12 protein-coding genes are annotated in these 16,390 nt (G+C 70.8%); 6 read left to right on the top strand and 6 right to left on the bottom strand.

Features of this window, described 5'->3' with window-relative positions; all coding sequences use genetic code 11:
- Nucleotides 1-46: 46 nt before the first annotated feature.
- A complete protein-coding gene (locus tag AB0O48_RS11340) occupies nucleotides 47-2,212 on the bottom strand; it encodes a bi-domain-containing oxidoreductase (protein WP_365064836.1) in 2,166 nt (721 codons plus the stop codon).
- Nucleotides 2,213-2,389: 177 nt separating this feature from the next.
- Between AB0O48_RS11340 and wecB the strand changes: the two genes are divergently transcribed.
- The 3 genes from wecB (at nucleotide 2,390) to AB0O48_RS11355 (ending at nucleotide 7,721) form a co-directional block, all read left to right on the top strand.
- On the top strand, nucleotides 2,390-3,472 hold the full coding sequence (wecB, locus tag AB0O48_RS11345) for a UDP-N-acetylglucosamine 2-epimerase (non-hydrolyzing) (RefSeq protein ID WP_357245747.1): 1,083 nt from the start codon (nucleotides 2,390-2,392) through the stop codon (nucleotides 3,470-3,472).
- 132 nt (nucleotides 3,473-3,604) lie between these two features.
- A complete protein-coding gene (locus tag AB0O48_RS11350; protein WP_365064839.1) occupies nucleotides 3,605-6,709 on the top strand; it encodes a M14 family zinc carboxypeptidase in 3,105 nt (1,034 codons plus the stop codon).
- 91 nt (nucleotides 6,710-6,800) lie between these two features.
- Nucleotides 6,801-7,721 carry an NAD(+)/NADH kinase gene (locus AB0O48_RS11355; RefSeq protein WP_357245753.1) on the top strand — a complete coding sequence of 307 codons (921 nt, stop codon included), beginning with the start codon at nucleotides 6,801-6,803 and terminating at the stop codon, nucleotides 7,719-7,721.
- A 130-nt stretch (nucleotides 7,722-7,851) separates the two neighbouring features.
- Here AB0O48_RS11355 and pgm read toward each other — a convergent pair whose 3' ends face one another.
- Both pgm and glgC read right to left on the bottom strand, forming a co-directional pair.
- Nucleotides 7,852-9,492, bottom strand: coding sequence for a phosphoglucomutase (alpha-D-glucose-1,6-bisphosphate-dependent) (gene pgm / locus AB0O48_RS11360; protein ID WP_357245756.1), 1,641 nt, complete (start codon nucleotides 9,490-9,492; stop codon nucleotides 7,852-7,854).
- Between the two features lie 31 nt (nucleotides 9,493-9,523).
- Nucleotides 9,524-10,756, bottom strand: coding sequence for a glucose-1-phosphate adenylyltransferase (gene glgC / locus AB0O48_RS11365; RefSeq protein WP_357245759.1), 1,233 nt, complete (start codon nucleotides 10,754-10,756; stop codon nucleotides 9,524-9,526).
- A 72-nt stretch (nucleotides 10,757-10,828) separates the two neighbouring features.
- On the opposite strand from glgC, the gene glgA reads away from it, so the two are divergent.
- A complete protein-coding gene (glgA, locus tag AB0O48_RS11370) occupies nucleotides 10,829-12,034 on the top strand; it encodes a glycogen synthase (protein WP_357569951.1) in 1,206 nt (401 codons plus the stop codon).
- Between the two features lie 53 nt (nucleotides 12,035-12,087).
- Here glgA and AB0O48_RS11375 read toward each other — a convergent pair whose 3' ends face one another.
- Nucleotides 12,088-13,086: an inositol-3-phosphate synthase gene (locus AB0O48_RS11375; protein ID WP_365064844.1), complete on the bottom strand. Its 999-nt coding sequence runs from the start codon at nucleotides 13,084-13,086 to the stop codon at nucleotides 12,088-12,090.
- A gap of 109 nt (nucleotides 13,087-13,195) precedes the next feature.
- Between AB0O48_RS11375 and AB0O48_RS11380 the strand changes: the two genes are divergently transcribed.
- Nucleotides 13,196-14,446: a DUF222 domain-containing protein gene (locus AB0O48_RS11380; protein WP_357569953.1), complete on the top strand. Its 1,251-nt coding sequence runs from the start codon at nucleotides 13,196-13,198 to the stop codon at nucleotides 14,444-14,446.
- 19 nt (nucleotides 14,447-14,465) lie between these two features.
- Here AB0O48_RS11380 and AB0O48_RS11385 read toward each other — a convergent pair whose 3' ends face one another.
- Together AB0O48_RS11385 and AB0O48_RS11390 are read right to left on the bottom strand one after the other, a co-directional pair.
- Entirely contained in the window at nucleotides 14,466-15,296 is an 831-nt protein-coding gene (locus AB0O48_RS11385; protein WP_365064848.1) for an NAD-dependent epimerase/dehydratase family protein, read from the bottom strand.
- Entirely contained in the window at nucleotides 15,293-15,673 is a 381-nt protein-coding gene (locus tag AB0O48_RS11390; RefSeq protein WP_357569955.1) for a nuclear transport factor 2 family protein, read from the bottom strand. Before AB0O48_RS11390 ends, AB0O48_RS11385 begins: the two co-directional genes overlap by 4 nt.
- Nucleotides 15,674-15,809: 136 nt before the next feature.
- On the opposite strand from AB0O48_RS11390, the gene AB0O48_RS11395 reads away from it, so the two are divergent.
- Nucleotides 15,810-16,385 (top strand): helix-turn-helix domain-containing protein, encoded by a 576-nt coding sequence (locus tag AB0O48_RS11395; protein ID WP_365064851.1) that lies wholly within the window; start codon nucleotides 15,810-15,812, stop codon nucleotides 16,383-16,385.
- Nucleotides 16,386-16,390 lie beyond the last annotated feature (5 nt).

Below are 16,390 nucleotides of genomic sequence, written 5' to 3' on the forward strand. Positions count from 1 at the left end.
GCTGACCCGTCGCGCCCGGTGCGCCCGGCCGCCGGGCGCGGGGGTGTCACGAGGTCGAGCCGGCCCGCACGCTCTCCAGGTCGACCTGGGTGGGCAGCCGCGACGGGTGTTCCTGGATGCCGGCCAGGGCGGCGATCGCGGACAGCGCGGCCCTCGTCGTGCCGAAGGAGGCGTCGAGGTCCCGGTCGTCGGGCACGTTCCCGGCGATCACCGCTCGGGTGCGGGCGAGCAACTCCTGGTGTCCCTTGCCGCCGGGCACCCGCTTCACCTCCCGGCCGTCGATCTCCAGACGCCGGAAGTCGTCGATCACCACCGTGTGCCCGCGACCGAGGACCTCCAGGCGCTCCTTGGGCGTCCGCCGGTGCCCCCGGGTGGAGTACGTGATCGTCGCCGTGGACCCGTCCGGGTATCCGAGCAGGACACTCACGTCCTCCTCCAGACCCGGCTCGCCGCGCCCGCTGCCGTACGCGTGCACGACCCGCGGCTGCTCGCCCACCAGCCACGACGCGAGGTCCATGAAGTGGCACACCTCGCCCCGGATGCGGCCACCCTGGCGTCGGTCGTGATACCAGTGGGCGGCGGGCAGTTGCCCGGCGTTGACCCGGTAGGCGACGGTGATCGGCCCGGACCCGGACGCCAGGGCCGACTTGGCGTGCACGACCATCGGCGCGTGTCGACGGTTGAACCCGACGAACAGGTGGCCGGAGTTGCGGTCGTAGGCGGCCCGGACCTCGTCGAGTTCGTCCTGGGTCAGCGCGAGCGGCTTCTCCACGAAGACGTGCTTGCCGGCGTCGAGCGCCTGCGCCACCAGGCGGGCGTGCGAGTCGTGGCGACTGAGGATGAACACCACGTCGACGTCGTCGCGCACCAGCAGGTCCTCGACTGTCGGTGCGACCACGGCGATGCCGTTGCGCTCGGCCGCGTGCCGCGCGGACAGGCCCCGGGCCGACGTGATGGCGACCAGGTCGTCTCCCCAGCCCGCCGCCTTGAGCGCGGGCAGGAACGTCGCCTTGGCGTAGGCGCCGGCCCCGATCAGGCCGCCCCGTGGCGACGTCGAGGTGCGGCGCGGCCGGAGGGTGATCGTCTGCCGGAACGGCTGTGCGGGAGCCGAGTAGCTGAGCTGCACCGCGAGGGAGCGCGGGTCGGAGGCCAGCACGTCGTAGGCCGCCGTCGCGCGCTCCACCTCGTACACGTGCGTCACCAGGTCGTCGACCGCGACCCGACCGCTGGCCACCAGGTCGAGGTACGCCTCGATGTTGCGCCGTGCCGTCCAGCGCACGTGGCCGATCGGATAGTCGATGCCCCACTCCTCGTAGGCCCGGTCGTGGCGGCCGGGACCGTAGCTGCGCGCGAACCGGAGATCCAGCTCACGCTCGTAGAAGGGTCGACGGTCGAGGTCCAGACCGACGTCACCGACCACGACCAGTCGGGCGCGGTCGCGGGCGATCTCGGTGCTGCGCGCCACCGGCTCCGACGAGGGTGTCGCCGCCGTGATCAGGACCGCGTCGACGCCCCGACCACGGGTCAGTTCCATGATCTGCTCGGTGGTCGCCGCACCGGCCTCGACCAGGCCGACGGCCCCGCACTCGCCGGCCAACTGAGCGGTCCAGTCGCGCAGGTCGATGCCGATGACGTGCAGGCCCGAGGCGAGCGCCAGTCGTACCGTCAGCTGCCCCACCAGGCCGAGACCGACGACCGCGACCGAGCCACCCAGACCCACCTCGGCCTGCCGCAGGCCCTGCATGGCGATCGCCGCCACCGCGCCGAAGGCGGCCGCCTGGTCGGACACCGACTCCGGTACGGGTACCGCGAGCAGACCCGGCACCGCCTGGTACTCGGCGTGCCCCACCGACGCGGTGGCGACCCGCATTCCGGGTCGGATGCCGTCGGTGGCGGCGCCGGCCGTGACGACGACACCCGCGGCGCTGTAGCCGAGCGGCATGTCCTCGTCGAGCCGGCTGCGCACCGCGGCGAGCGTCGAGCGGACTCCCCCCGTGCGGGCCCGGTTGACGACCTGGCGGACCAGATCCGGCCGGGTCCGCGCCTTGCGCAGCAGGCTCGCCGACGCCAGCTCGCGCACGGCGCGCTCGGTTCCCGCCGAGAGCAGGGACCTGCGCGTGGCGACGAGCACCTCGGTGGCACCAGGCTCCGGTTGGGGAACGTCGACGATGCGCAATTCTCCGCCGGACACCGATTGGACGATCTGCTTCACGCGGCTCTGCCTGCCTTCGGAATTGAGAACATCATTCACGGCAGGTCACCGGTCCGGGCGACGCACACCGCAATGCATCCGTCATTCGGCATTCTATGACGATTAGATGCCATAAACTGGATAACTTGTACTATTGGCGCGCCGCCGTTGATTCGCACCGAATTTCCGAGGAGAGCCATGCCAGCCGACGCCGTTCTGCACGTCGCGGGTGCACGTCCCAACTTCCCCAAGGCAGCACCGGTGATCCGCGCGCTGGAGCGGCACGGCGTGACGCAGCGCCTCGTCCACACCGGACAGCACTACGACGAGCGGATGTCCGAGGTGTTCTTCCGGCAGCTGGGCCTGCCCGAGCCGGACATCAACCTGGGAGTCGGTTCGGGAAGCCACGCGAGCCAGACCGCGAGCGTCATGACCGGCCTGGAAGAACTGATGATCGCCGACCGCCCGGCCCTCACCGTCGTCTACGGCGACGTCAACTCCGCACTCGCCGCCGCCCTCGTCGCGTCGAAGCTGGGCATCCCGGTCGCGCACGTCGAGGCAGGGCTACGCAGCTTCGATCGGTCCATGCCCGAAGAGATCAACCGGATCGTCGTCGACCACGTGTCCGACCTGTTGTTCGCCACCAGCCCCGACGCCGTGTCGCACCTCGGGACCGAGGGCGTCCCGGCGGAGAAGATCCACCTGGTCGGCAACCCGATGATCGACACCCTGCTGGCCAATCTCGACCGCTTCGACGTCGCCGGCATCCGGGCGACGCTCGCGCTGCCCGACCGCTACGTGGTGGCCACGCTGCACCGACCGGGCAATGTCGACGATGCGACAGACGTCGTCGACCTGGTCAAGGCGTTGCACGCGGTCGCCGACCAACTCCCGGTCATCCTGCCGCTGCACCCGCGCGGCCGGCGACACCTCGAAAGCGCGGGCCTGCTCTCGCACCGCGCGCTGCGGGTCGTCGCCCCGCTGGGTTACCTCGAGTTCGTCAGCCTGGTGCGCGGCGCCGCCGTCGTCGTCACCGACTCCGGCGGGGTGCAGGAGGAGACGACGATGCTCGGCGTGCCCTGCCTGACGCTGCGGCCCAACACCGAACGCCCGATCACGATCACGCACGGCACGAACCGCCTCGTCACCCGGTCGACGCTCGCCGAGACCGTGGCGAGCACGGTGGCCGCGCCTCGACCCGCCAGCTGGCCCACCCCGCCGATGTGGGACGGCGCGGCGGGTGACCGCATCGCGGACATCATCTCGGCGACACTCCGGTAGCCAGTCCACCACACGATCACAGGCGGCACCCACACCAACACGGGCAGCCACCTCGCGCCCATTGAACTATTGACATCGTTCACGCCGCACCGAAGGCTCGCGCCTACAGGTCCTTCACCCAAGGAGGCGCGAATGAGACCGAGACGACTGGCGATCGCCGGCGTGCTCACCCTGCTCGGCGCACTGGCGTTGACCCCGCCGGCCAGCGCGAAGCCACCGTCCGACCCGGTCGCACGCGACGGCTTGGAGGTGTACGTCGGCACGGTCGACGCGAAACAGCGGGACCAACTGCGCGCGGCGGGGGTCGACCTCGGCCACGACGCGAAGACCGACGCGGCCGGACAGACCACAGTCGAGACGGTGCTCAGCCGCCGGCAGGCCAAGAGGCTCACCGACCAGGGCGTCCCCCTGTCGGTGAAGAAGGTTCGCGGCAAGGACGCCTCGCAGGCGCTGCGGGAGCAGGCCGCGGCCGGCTGGACGGCGTTCCGTCCCTACGGAGAGCCGGGCGGCCTCCGGGACGAGCTGAACGCCACCGCGGCCCGTCATCCCAAGCTGGCCAAGGTGGAGACGATCGGCCGCACCCAGCAGGGCCAGCCGATCCTCGCCGTCAAGGTCACCAAGAACGCGCGGACCGTCGAGGACGGTAAGCGACCGGCGGTGCTCTACGCCGGTGCGCAGCACGCCCGCGAGTGGATCACGCCGGAGATGAACCGCCGGCTGATGCACCACGTGCTGGACAGCTACGGCACCGACCGGGAGATCACCCGCCTGTTGGACACCACCGAGCTGTGGTTCCTGCCGGTCGCCAACCCGGACGGCTACGACCACACCTTCACCCCCGGCAACCGGCTGTGGCGCAAGAACCTGCGGGACAACAACGGCGACGGGCAGATCACCTCGGGCGACGGCGTCGACCTCAACCGCAACTTCAGCTACAAGTGGGGGTACGACAACGAGGGCTCGTCACCGGAGCCGAACAGCGAGACCTACCGGGGTCCGAGCCCCAACTCGGAGCCGGAGACCAAGGCCCTGGACCGGCTCTTCAAGCGGGTCGGGTTCGAGTTCTTCGTCAACTACCACTCGGCGGCCCAGTTGCTGCTCTACGGCGTCGGCTGGCAGGTGAACACCCCCACCCCGGACGACGTGATCTACGAGGCGATGGCCGGTGACGACGCGCACCCGGCGGTGCCCGGCTACGACCCGGACATCTCCGCCGAGCTGTACACCACCAACGGTGACACCGACAGCCACGCCACCGTCAAGTACGGCACGTTGGGCTTCACGCCGGAGATGTCCACCTGCGAGGCCGCCTCGGCGGTCGACCCGGACGACCAGTGGCACCCGGAGGACTGCGCGAGCGAGTTCATCTTCCCCGACGACGAGGCCCTCATCGCCGGTGAGGTGCAGAAGAACCTGCCGTTCGCGCTGGCCGTGGCCCGATCCGCGGCGGACCCGGACGACCCGGTGTCGGTGGTCGGCCGCAGCACCCCGGACTTCGTGGTGGACGCGTTCGACACCTCGTACGGGCGCACCCAGCAGGTCGCCTCGATCACCCGCCGGGCGCTGAAGAACGTCCGGATGCACTACACGGTCAACGGCGGGCGACCGAAGACGGTCGCGGTCCGCGAGTGGCGCGGCGGCGAGCGGTACGGCGACACGCACGACGACTACTACGCCGAGCTGCGCGGCACGGTCACCGGCGCGAAGCCGGGTGACCGGGTGGAGGTCTGGTTCACCGGCAACAAACCCCGGGCCGGGGTGGTCGCCAGTCAACACTTCACCTACCAGGTGCACCGCGACATCGGCGGCGACGTGCTGGTCCTCGCGATGGAGGACGTCACCGGCCTCAGCCCGACGCAGACCGGCACCACCGCGAAGTACGCCGACGAGGTCGCGGCGTCGCTGAGCGCCGCCGGGCGCAGCAGCGACGTGTACGACTTCGACGCGATGGAGCGCGCGGCACCCCACCCGCTGGGCGTGCTGTCGCACTACAAGACGGTGGTCTGGGAGACCGGCGACGACATCATCGTGCGCTCCCCCGACCAGGTGCCCGGCACCACGGCCAAGGCGGCGCTGACCACCGAACTGGCCGTGCGGGACTACCTCAACGAGGGCGGCAAGCTCCTGATCAGCGGCCAGTACGCGCTGTACGCCCAGGGCGCCAACGGGTCGTACGTCTACCACCCGGACGCGCCGCCCGAGTGCACCGACGCCGAGTCCGCCGCCTGCCTGCCGTTGTTGAACGACTTCCAGCAGTACTGGCTGGGCGCGTACACCTACGTCAGCGACGGCGGCACCTCCCCGGAGGGGGGACCGTATCCGGTCGCCGGCACCGACGGCGCGTTCGCCGGCTTCAGCGGGCAGCTCAACGCACCCGGGTCGGCGCAGAACCAGGAGCACGGCGCGTCGTTCCTGACCACGTCGGGCTTCCTGCCGCCGGACGAGTTCCCCCAGTTCGCCAGCTCCGCGCCGGTGGGCTGGACCCGGCCGGGCGGCGCGCCGTTCGATCCGCGTACCGGTGAGTGGTATCTGCACAGCGGGCAGAGCGACGAGTCGTACAAGCGGCTCACCCGCACGGTGGACCTGACCGGGGCGAGCAGTGCGGAGTTGCGCTTCTTCACCTCGTACGACATCGAGCAGGACTGGGACTTCCTCTTCGTCGAGGCGCACGAGGTGGGCACCGACAACTGGACGACCCTGCCGGACGTCAACGGCAAGACCAGCACGTCCACCGGGGAGAGCTGTGCCAGCGACTGGGTCGGGCTGCACCCGTTCCTCGCCCACTACCAGGGTGCGGACTGCTCGCCCACCGGGAGCACCGGCAGCTGGAACGCGGCGTCCGGCGCCTCCGGCGGCTGGAAGGAGTTCGTGACGGACCTGTCCGGTTACGCCGGCAAGCAGGTCGAGGTGTCGATCACGTACGCCTCGGACTGGGCCACCCAGGGGCTGGGTGTCTTCGTGGACGACGCCCGGGTGCTCGTCGACGGGGCGACCGTGGCGGAGACCTCGTTCGAGTCGGCCGACCTGGACGGCTGGACGGTCGCCGGTCCGCCGGCCGGATCCGGTGGCAACGCCACCGACTGGTCGCGCAGCCAGCGGGCGTTCGAGGAGGGCTCCGTGGTGGCCACCGCCGACACGGTCTACCTGGGCTTCGGGTTGGAGGGGCTGCCCCCGGCGGCCCGCGACGACCTGGTCGCCCGCTCGCTGAGGCACCTCAGCGGTCAACCCCGACCCTGACGGCGGCGAGGTGCGCCGACGGTCCCCGGACCGTCGGCGCACCTTCGCGGTACGCCGGGTGCGGCCACCGCGAATGTGGTGAGCTGTACGGGTGTCGGGGCTGGGACTTGTGCTGCACCCCACCCGGGATGTCACCGAGGTGGTCGGGATCATCGAACGGTGGGCGACGCGCCACCACAAGACGCTGATGGTGCGCGAGGAGGACCAGCACCGCGTACCGTCCTGCGTCGAACCGGTGCCGGCCGAGGAGGTCGCCACCCGCTCCAACGCGTTGATCAGCATCGGCGGCGACGGCACCATGCTGGGTGCGCTACGTTCCGCCATCCGTGACCCGAAGCCGGTGCTCGGCGTACACCTGGGTCATCTGGGGTTTCTCGTGGAGATCGAGCCGCCGGAGCTGCCCGACGCGCTGAGCCGGCTGCTGTCGAAGGACTTCACCGTCGAGTCGCACGCCTGCCTCGCCTGCGACGTCTGCGGTGACGACGTCGTGGCGTTCAACGACATCGCGTTGGTCCGCCAGCCCGGCTCCGGCTTCGTCAGCGTCACCCTCGGCATCGACGGCCAGCAGTACGGCTACTACCGCAGCGACGCCGTGGTGGTGAGCACCCCGATCGGCTCGACGGCGTACAGCTACGCGGCCGGTGGCCCACTGATCTCCCCCGCCGCGGACTCGGTGGTGATCACGCCGTCGGCGCCGATGGCCGGTATCTCCCGGTCGGTGGTGCTCTCGCCGGACGAGAAGATCCGGTTGGAACTCCGGCCCGACTCGTCGCCGGTCGTGGTGGAGATGGACGGGCTGGTGTTCCGCGACGCCGCGACGGAGGGGGCCGTGGACATCACGTACCGCCGCAACGCCGGCCTGGTGGTCCGCTTCGACCCGCTGCGCTACCAGGAACGCAACCAGCTGAAGATGACCCTGCTCGACCTGCCGTTCCTGCCGGAGCAGCTCCGCGAACTGCTCCCCGAAGAACTACGACGAAGAGCCCAACAAGAAATCCCCCCACCCTGCTAACCCCCCTGCCCTGCCACCCCCCACCCCACCCTCAGCCCCGTTGATCAAGAGGTTTGCGTCACCCGCGCGGCGTGTCCTGACGCAAACTTCTTGATCAACTTGGGCAAGGCGGACCCGGAGGGGGCAGGGGTTAGGGGGTTAGGGCCTGGTCTACCAGGTTTTTGGCTTCTTCTTGGATCTGCTTGAGGTGGTCGGGGCCCTGGAAGGACTCGGCGTAGATCTTGTAGACATCCTCGGTGCCGGACGGGCGCGCGGCGAACCAGCCGGACTTCGTGCTGACCTTGAGGCCGCCGATCGGGGCGTTGTTGCCGGGGGCGGTCGTCAACGTCGCGGTGATCGGCTCACCGGCGAGTTCGGTCGCGGTGACCTGGTCCGGGGAGAGCTTTCCGAGCACGGCCTTCTGCTCCCGGGTGGCCGGGGCGTCGATCCGGGCGTACGAGGGCGCGCCGAACCGCTCGGCCAACTCCGCCCAGTGCTCGCTCGGGCTGCGCCCGGTGGTGGCCAGGATCTCGGCGGCGAGCAGGCAGAGCAGGAGGCCGTCCTTGTCGGTGGTCCAGGTGGAGCCGTCGCGGCGCAGGAACGACGCCCCGGCGCTCTCCTCACCGCCGAAGCCGACCGCTCCGTCGAGCAGCCCGGGCACGAACCACTTGAAGCCGACCGGTACCTCCAGCAGCGGCCGACCCAGGTCCGCGGCGACCCGGTCGATCATCGACGAGGAGACGAGCGTCTTGCCCACCGCGGCGTTCGGACCCCATTCGGTACGGGTCCGGAACAGGTGATCGATCGCCACCGCCAGGTAGTGGTTGGGGTTCATCAGGCCCGCGTCCGGGGTGACGATGCCGTGCCGGTCGGCGTCGGCGTCGTTGCCGGTGGAGATCTGATAGTCGGCGCGGGCGGCGATCAGCGACGCCATGGCGTTGGGCGAGGAGCAGTCCATCCGGATCTTGCCGTCGCCGTCCAGGGTCATGAACCGCCAGGTCGGGTCGACCGTCGGGTTGACCACGGTCAGGTCCAGCCGGTGCCGCTCGGCGATCTCACCCCAGTACGCCACGCTCGCCCCGCCCAGCGGGTCCGCGCCGATCCGGATCCCGGCGTCGCGGATGGCGTCGATATCGATCGCCGAGGGCAGGTCGTCGACGTAGTGGGCGAGGAAGTCGTACTCCCCGGTGGTGTCGGCGGCCCGCGCCCGCGCGTGGGTGATCCGGCGGACCTCCTTGAGCCCGGCGGCCAGGATCGCGTTGGCGCGGTCCTGGATCCACCGGGTCACGTCGGTGTCGGCCGGCCCGCCGTTCGTGGGGTTGTACTTGAAACCGCCGTCGTCCGGCGGGTTGTGCGACGGGGTGATGACGATCCCGTCGGCGAGCCCACTGGTGCGTCCCCGGTTGTGGGTGAGGATCGCGTGCGACAGCGCCGGGGTGGGGGTGTAACCGTCGCGGCTGTCGACGAGCACGGTGACGTCGTTGGCGGCGAGCACCTCCAGGGCGTCCACGGCGGCCGGCGCGGACAGCGCGTGGGTGTCCCGGGCGAGGAAGAGCGGCCCGTCCAGCCCCTGCTCCCGTCGGTAGTCGCAGAGCGCCTGGGTGACGGCCAGGATGTGGTCGGAGTTGAACGCGTTGCGCAGGCTGGAGCCGCGGTGGCCGGAGGTGCCGAAGGAGACCTGCTGGGCCGGGTCCGTGGGGTCCGGATGCTCGGCGTAGTAGGCGGTCACCAGGCGCGGCACGTCGACCAGGTCGGCGGGCTCGGCGGGCTGGCCGGCACGGGGGTGGGTCACTGCGGAATCCTCCTCGGGGAGTGCCTGTCGCTCACGGCTCGACCTTCTGGCCCTTGCCGATCACCACGATGCCATTGTCGGAGACGGTGTAGCGCTGCCGGTCCTTCTCCAGGTCGACGCCGATCTCGACGCCCTCCGGGACGAACACGTTCTTGTCCAGGATGGCCCGCCGGACCACCGCGTGCCGGCCGATCTCCACACCCTCCATCAGCACCGAGCCCTCGACGTGCGCCCAGGAGTGCACCCGCACCTTCGGCGAGACGATCGAGTTCTCCACCAGCGAACCGGAGATCACCACACCGGGCGAGACCATCGAGCCGACCGCCCGGCCGACGCGCTCACCCCACTGGTGGACGAACTTCGCCGGCGGCCACGGCGGCTGCTCGGTGTAGATCGGCCAGTCGAAGTTGTAGAGGTTGAAGACGGGGTGCACGTTGATCAGATCCATGTGCGCGTCGTAGAACGAGTCGAGCGTCCCCACGTCCCGCCAGTAGCCGCGGTCCCGGTCGTTGCTGCCCGGCACCTCGTTGTCGCGGAAGTCGTAGACGTTCGCCTCGCCCCGCTCGACGAGCATCGGGATGATGCTGCCGCCCATGTCGTGCTTGCTCGACTTGTCGGCCGCGTCGCGCTCGACCGCCTCGCAGAGCGCACGGGTGGTGAAGACGTAGTTGCCCATCGAGGCGTAGATCTCGTCCGGCGCGTCCGGCAGACCGACCGCGTCGGTGGGCTTCTCGCGGAACGCCCGGATCTTCCGGCCGTCCTCGCCGACCTCGATGACGCCGAACTGGTCGGCCATCGACAGCGGCTGGCGGATGCCGGCGACGGTGACCGCGGCACCGGAGGCGATGTGGTCCTCCACCATCTGCCGCGGGTCCATCCGGTAGATGTGGTCGGCGCCGAAGACGATCACGTAGTCGGGCTGCTCGTCGTTGATGAGGTTGAAGCTCTGGTAGATGGCGTCGGCCGAGCCGGCGAACCACCACGGGCCACGACGCTGCTGCGCGGGCACCGGGGTGACGTAGTTGCCGAGCAGCGTGGACATCCGCCAGGTCTTGGTGATGTGCCGGTCGAGGGAATGGGACTTGTACTGGGTCAGCACGACAATCTTGAGATAGCCGGCGTTTGCCAGGTTGGAGAGGACGAAGTCGACCATGCGGTACATCCCGCCGAACGGGACGGCCGGCTTGGCCCGGTCCGTGGTGAGTGGCATCAGGCGCTTGCCCTCACCACCCGCCAGGACGATCGCGAGCACCTTGGCAGCCATGCCACGACGCTATCCACCCGCGTCGGACTTCACCACTCGTACGGGGACTCTTCTGCATTAGGGTGCGGGGTCATGACGGAACCCACCCCGCTGCGCGTCGATCTGCTCACCCGCGAGTACCCGCCGGAGGTCTACGGCGGCGCCGGGGTGCACGTCGAGTACCTGGCCCGGGAGTTGCGCCGCCGCGCCGACGTCCGGGTGCACTGCTTCGGTCTGCCGCGCACCGAGCCGGGCGTCACCGCGTACCCCGAACCGCCCGGCCTGACCGGCGCGAACGCCGCGCTGCGCACGATGGGCGTGGACCTGGAGATGGCCGCCGGCACGGCCGGCGCCGACGTGGTGCACAGCCACACCTGGTACGCGAACCTGGCCGGCCACACCGCGAAACTGCTGCACGGGGTGCCGCACGTGGTGACCGCGCACAGCCTGGAGCCGCTGCGGCCGTGGAAGGCCGAACAGCTCGGAGGCGGTTACGCGCTCTCCTCCTGGATCGAGCGCACCGCGATGGAGGCCGCCGACGCGGTGATCGCCGTCAGTGGCGGGATGCGCAACGACGTGCTCACCGCCTACCCGCAGATCGACCCGGACCGGGTCCGGGTGGTCTACAACGGCATCGACACCATTCAGTACGCGCCGGATCAGGCGACCGACGTGCTCGACCGGCTCGGCATCGACCCGTCCCGACCCAGCGTCGTCTACGTGGGAAGGATCACTCGACAGAAGGGGCTGCCCTACCTGTTGCGGGCCGCGCGGGAGCTGCCGGCGGACACCCAGCTCGTGCTGCTCGCCGGCGCACCGGACACCGCCGAGATCGCCGCCGAGGTGGCGGGCCTGGTCGCCGAGCTGCGGGCCAACCGCTCCGGCGTGGTCTGGGTCGCCGAGATGCTGCCCAAGCCCGAGGTGATCCAGGTGCTCACCCACGCCACCGTCTTCGTCTGCCCGTCGATCTATGAGCCGATGGGCATCGTCAACCTGGAGGCGATGGCCTGCGAGACGGCCGTGGTGGCGACCGCGACCGGCGGCATCCCCGAGGTGGTGGCCGACGGCGAGACGGGCCTGCTGGTGCCGATCGAGCAGGTCAGCGACGGGTCGGGGACCCCGTTGGAACCGGGGACGTTCGTCGCCGACCTGGCGGCGGCGATCAACACGCTGCTCGCCGATCCGGCGCGTACCGGGCGGTTCGGCCTGGCCGGTCGCCAGCGCGCGGTGGACCACTTCTCCTGGGACGCCATCGCGGGTCAGACCCTCGACGTGTACCGCTCCGTCGGCGCGGGCTGACGGGGCGAGCCTCGGCGCGGGCTGCGGGTGGCGGGCTGACGGTCATCACCGCCTCAGACCGCCGTACCCGGAGGGGACTTGAGCAACGACGTCACCTCGGCGGAATGGCCACCACGCCCGGTGCGGAGCGCGCTGGCCGCGATGCGGATGAGGTCGATGTTGACCCCGGCGGCACCGCTGGGGTCGTGCACCGTCAGCTTCACGTCGAGGCTCACCGCTGTCTCGCCCCAACCCTGCGCCTCGATGTTGAGGTGAGCCACCTTCTGCGAGCGCAGGTGCGGCAGGTAGCCGAGCGGAGCCACCTCGACCCTGCCGGCGGCGGGTCGGTCGGCGGCGGGTTGCTCGGCGGCGGGTCGACCGGCGGGGTGGCCTTCCGTCAGGGCGTTGAGCTTGGACTGCTTCTTCGTGTTGGGGTTGGCGACCAGGTTGCGGAAGTCCTCGGTGCCGCCCAGGTTGACCTGGTACGAGCTGACCAGCGTGAGGCCCCGCTCCTCGAGCAGCCGCAGCAGCGCTTTGTGCAGCACCGAGGTGCCGAACTGGCTGGCCAGGTCATCGCCGAATAGCGGCAGTCCGGCCGCCGTGAACCTGTCCAGCAGGTGCGGGTCGCGGGCGACCGGGTCGGAGGTGGTGTTGATGAAGGCGACGCCGGCGGTGTGCGCCGCCTCGGCGTACGCCCGCGCGGTCTCCGGCCGGCCACTCGGCGCCGAGTAGAGCAGCACCTCCGCACCGGCCAACGCCGCCGCGACCCGCGGCACCCCGGTCGCGTCGACGAGGCCCTTCGTGACGGGCACACCTGCTCGGGGCAGGTCGCAGTTCAGCCGGGGGAAGTTGTTGGGCGGCAGGAAGATCGCCTCGGTCAGATCCCGACCGATCTTCTCCGCGGAGGTGGCGAAGGCCGCCACGACGTCGATGTCGCCCACCCCGAGCCCGTCGATCGTCGGCCGGCGGATGCCGACCAGGCTGCCGCTCTGGCGGTAGAGAGCAAGCCCCTGCACCAACGCCGACGTGTTGTTGCCGACACCAACGACCGCGACCCTCACCCGTTCGATCATGGCGGGAGGTTACGTCACCTCCGCGCATTCCGGTGGTCCTGATGATCGGCCTGCGGCGGGACGATCAACGACACCGGAAAGTGTCGTACAGGCGTTCTAATCTCTACCTGTGATCGATGCGTTGGAGCAGGCCGAGGCCGCAGTGGCGGCCTGCTTCGACACGCCCGTCTGGGCCGCCGGCGAGCGCGATCTCGTGGTGGCGCTGGACGCGGTGCACCGCGTCGAGCAACGGCTGGCCGCGGTCAAGCTGGCCCTCGTGCGGGAGTTGGACGGCCGCGGCACCGCGACGACCCAGGGCGCGTCCTCGACGGCGGTGTGGCTGCGGGACCGGCTGCGCCTCGGGGTCGGCGCCGCCCGCCGTCTGGTCGAGCTGGCCGCGACGCTTGACACCGCCCCGCCCGGGGTGCGGGACGCGTTGGCCGGCGGTTCGGTCGACGTGGAGCAGGTCCGGGTCATCGCCGCGACGGTCGAGACCGTCCACGCCGCCGCCGGCACGGAGGCTGCCGACAAGGCCGTCGGTGTCCTCGTCGAGTGGGCGGCGCAGTTCGACGCCGCCCTGCTGCGCAAGCTCGGCACCCGGATCCTCGACCACGTCGCCCCGGAAGTCGCCGACGCCGCCGCCGAGGCTGCCCTGCGGGCCCAGGAGTCGCGGGCCATGCGGGACCGGCACGTCACGATCAGCGAGCAGACCGACGGCCGAATCCGCCTCACCGGCGTCCTCGACACCGAAGCCGCCGCCGCGCTGCGCGCCGCCATCGACCCCCTCACCACACCCACCTGCCCCGACGACGCCCGCACCCCAGGCCAACGCCGCCACGACGCCCTCGCCGACATCTGCCGACTCGCCCTACGCACCGGCGACATCCCCCAAAACGGCGGTGACCTCGCTCAGGTCGTCGTCACCACCACCTATGACGAGTTGACCCGACAGCTGACCAACGGCGCTCTCGACACCGGCCTACACCTCACACCCGAGGCCGTGCGCCGGCTCGCCTGCGACGCGGCAATCCTGCCCGCCGTCCTCGGCGGCACCGGCCAACCACTCGACGTCGGCCGACAACGCCGACTCATCACCGGCTCACTACGACGCGCCCTGGTGCTGCGAGACCGGGGCTGCGCCTTCCCCGGCTGCGACCGACCACCCCGCTGGTGCGACGCCCACCACATCCACCACTGGGCCGACGGCGGCACCACCAACCTCGACAATGCCGTCCTACTCTGCGGCCACCACCACCGCCACGTGCACCACAGCGACTGGGCCGTCCGGCTCGGCGACAACGGGCACCCCGAGTTCATCCCACCCGCCTGGCTCGACCCCGAACAACTCCCCCGCCGCAACCACTACCACCGACGCAACTAGCCAGACAGCCGGCCGAGCGTCAGCCAGGACGATCGCCGCCCGCGCGGTCCCGGCAGAAGTCCCGGAAGGATCGTGGCGTACGACCTGTCACGTCTGCGACGGTCGACGTCGTCCGGTCCTCCGCGCCTGCCGCGATCGCCGTGTCCAGGCTCGCGAGGAAGCGGGCGAAGTCCGGCGGTATGCCGTTGGCGCTGTGGCGTTCGGCCAGTTCCGCCGCGTCGATCGCACGGTGCCGGACCGGCCGGCCGCCGGCCTCGGTGAGGATGGCGGCGACAGCGTCGTAGCTCAGCGCCTCTGGGCCGGTGATGATGTGGTCGGTGTTGTGCGCCGTCGGGTCCGTGAGAGCGCGCACCGCCACCTCGGCGATGTCGGCAGGGTCGACGAAGCCGACCCGGGCGGTGCCGGTGGCGCTGACGATCTCGCCATGGTCGCGGGCGCTCAGGGCGTACGGCTGCTCACCCACGAAGTTCTCCATGAACCAGGACGGTCGCAGCACCGCCCACTCCCCGAACATCTCACCGAGGCGTGCGTGCACCAGGCCCAGCCCGTGCTCGGCGGGCGGGACGGCCGAGGAGCTGAGCAGGACCACCCGGCGGACACCGGCGTCGCGTGCCCGCTCGAGGAAGGGCAGCATGATCGGCGCCGGGTCGACCTCGCCGACCGGGGGGATGGCGTAGATCGCGCGCACGCCACCCAGCACGTCTGAGTGGGTGGTCGGGTCGCGCCAGTCGAAGCGGACCCCTCCGGCGGCGGGGCGTCGGCTGGCGATCCGGGTGGGGTGACCGCGCTCGGCAAGCGTGGCGGCGACGATGCGGCCGGTGGTCCCGGTGCCACCGATGACCAGGATCATGAGCGCACCAGGCCGCCACCGAGCAGCTCCTGTGCGGCGATCGGATCCCAGTAGTCGCGATAGTGCACGAGCCGCCCGTGACGGATGGTCAGGACGGCGATGTAGCGCACCTCGTACGGCCGACCCGTCGCGACGACGAAGCCGGAGGCCACGAACTCGACGACGATGACCTCGGGGTCCCTGGTCTCGTGCACGGTTCGATCGCGGATCTCGCGGACGTCGAGCAGCGCGGGGTAGTTGATCAGGTAATCGTGCAGCTCGGCGCGCCCGGCTACCCGACGCGGCTGGCCGGGCGGCGCGAACGGGAGCTCCAGCACCGCATCCTCGGCAAACAGCGCGATGAACCTGGCCATGTCCTTGGCGAGCAGCAGCTCCATGCCGCGATGGAACACGGCGGTGGGGTGGTCCGACATGATCGTCCTTTCGTCGTCCGGTACGGTCGCGCCAAGAGGCGGACCGCCGGTCCGCTTAAACTATACGGACCGCTAGTCCGTTTGGCGAGAGGGGTGTCCGGTGCGGGCCGATGCGCTACGCAACAGGGAGTCGGTGCTGGCCGCCGCCGGGCGTCTCTTCGACGCCGCAGCCGACCCCGACCAGGTGTCCATGGACGACATCGCCACCGCAGCCGGGGTCGGCAAGGGCACCCTGTTCCGGCGCTTCGGCGACCGCATCGGGCTCATCCGCGCCCTCTACGAGCAACGGGGACTGCGGTTGCAGGCTGCGCTCGCGGTGTCACCCCACCGGCCGGCGGCGGAGCAGGCCGTCGAACTGCTGCGGGCCATGCTGCGCTTCAAGCTCGACAACCGGGTGCTCACGCTGGCGCTCGAGAGCGCCGGGAGCGGCAGCCCGTACCGCAATGAGGCGTACGACCACTGGCACGCCCTGCTGGCCGGCCTCGTCGCGGAGGCACGCGGCCCGCAGGCGGCGGACTATCTGGCCCATGCCCTGCTCGCTGCCGTCCGCAGCGACCTGGTCGAGCACCTGCGCGACTGGCCCGAAGCGCGGTGGCACGCCGGCCTGGACGCACTTGTCGACTCCGTGTTCGGTCACGACGGCCAGTCCGAGCTCCCCGCAGGTCCATCGCGCTGAGCTGG

This window comes from Micromonospora sp. NPDC085948, from assembly GCF_040686315.1.
Lineage (GTDB): Bacteria > Actinomycetota > Actinomycetes > Mycobacteriales > Micromonosporaceae > Micromonospora.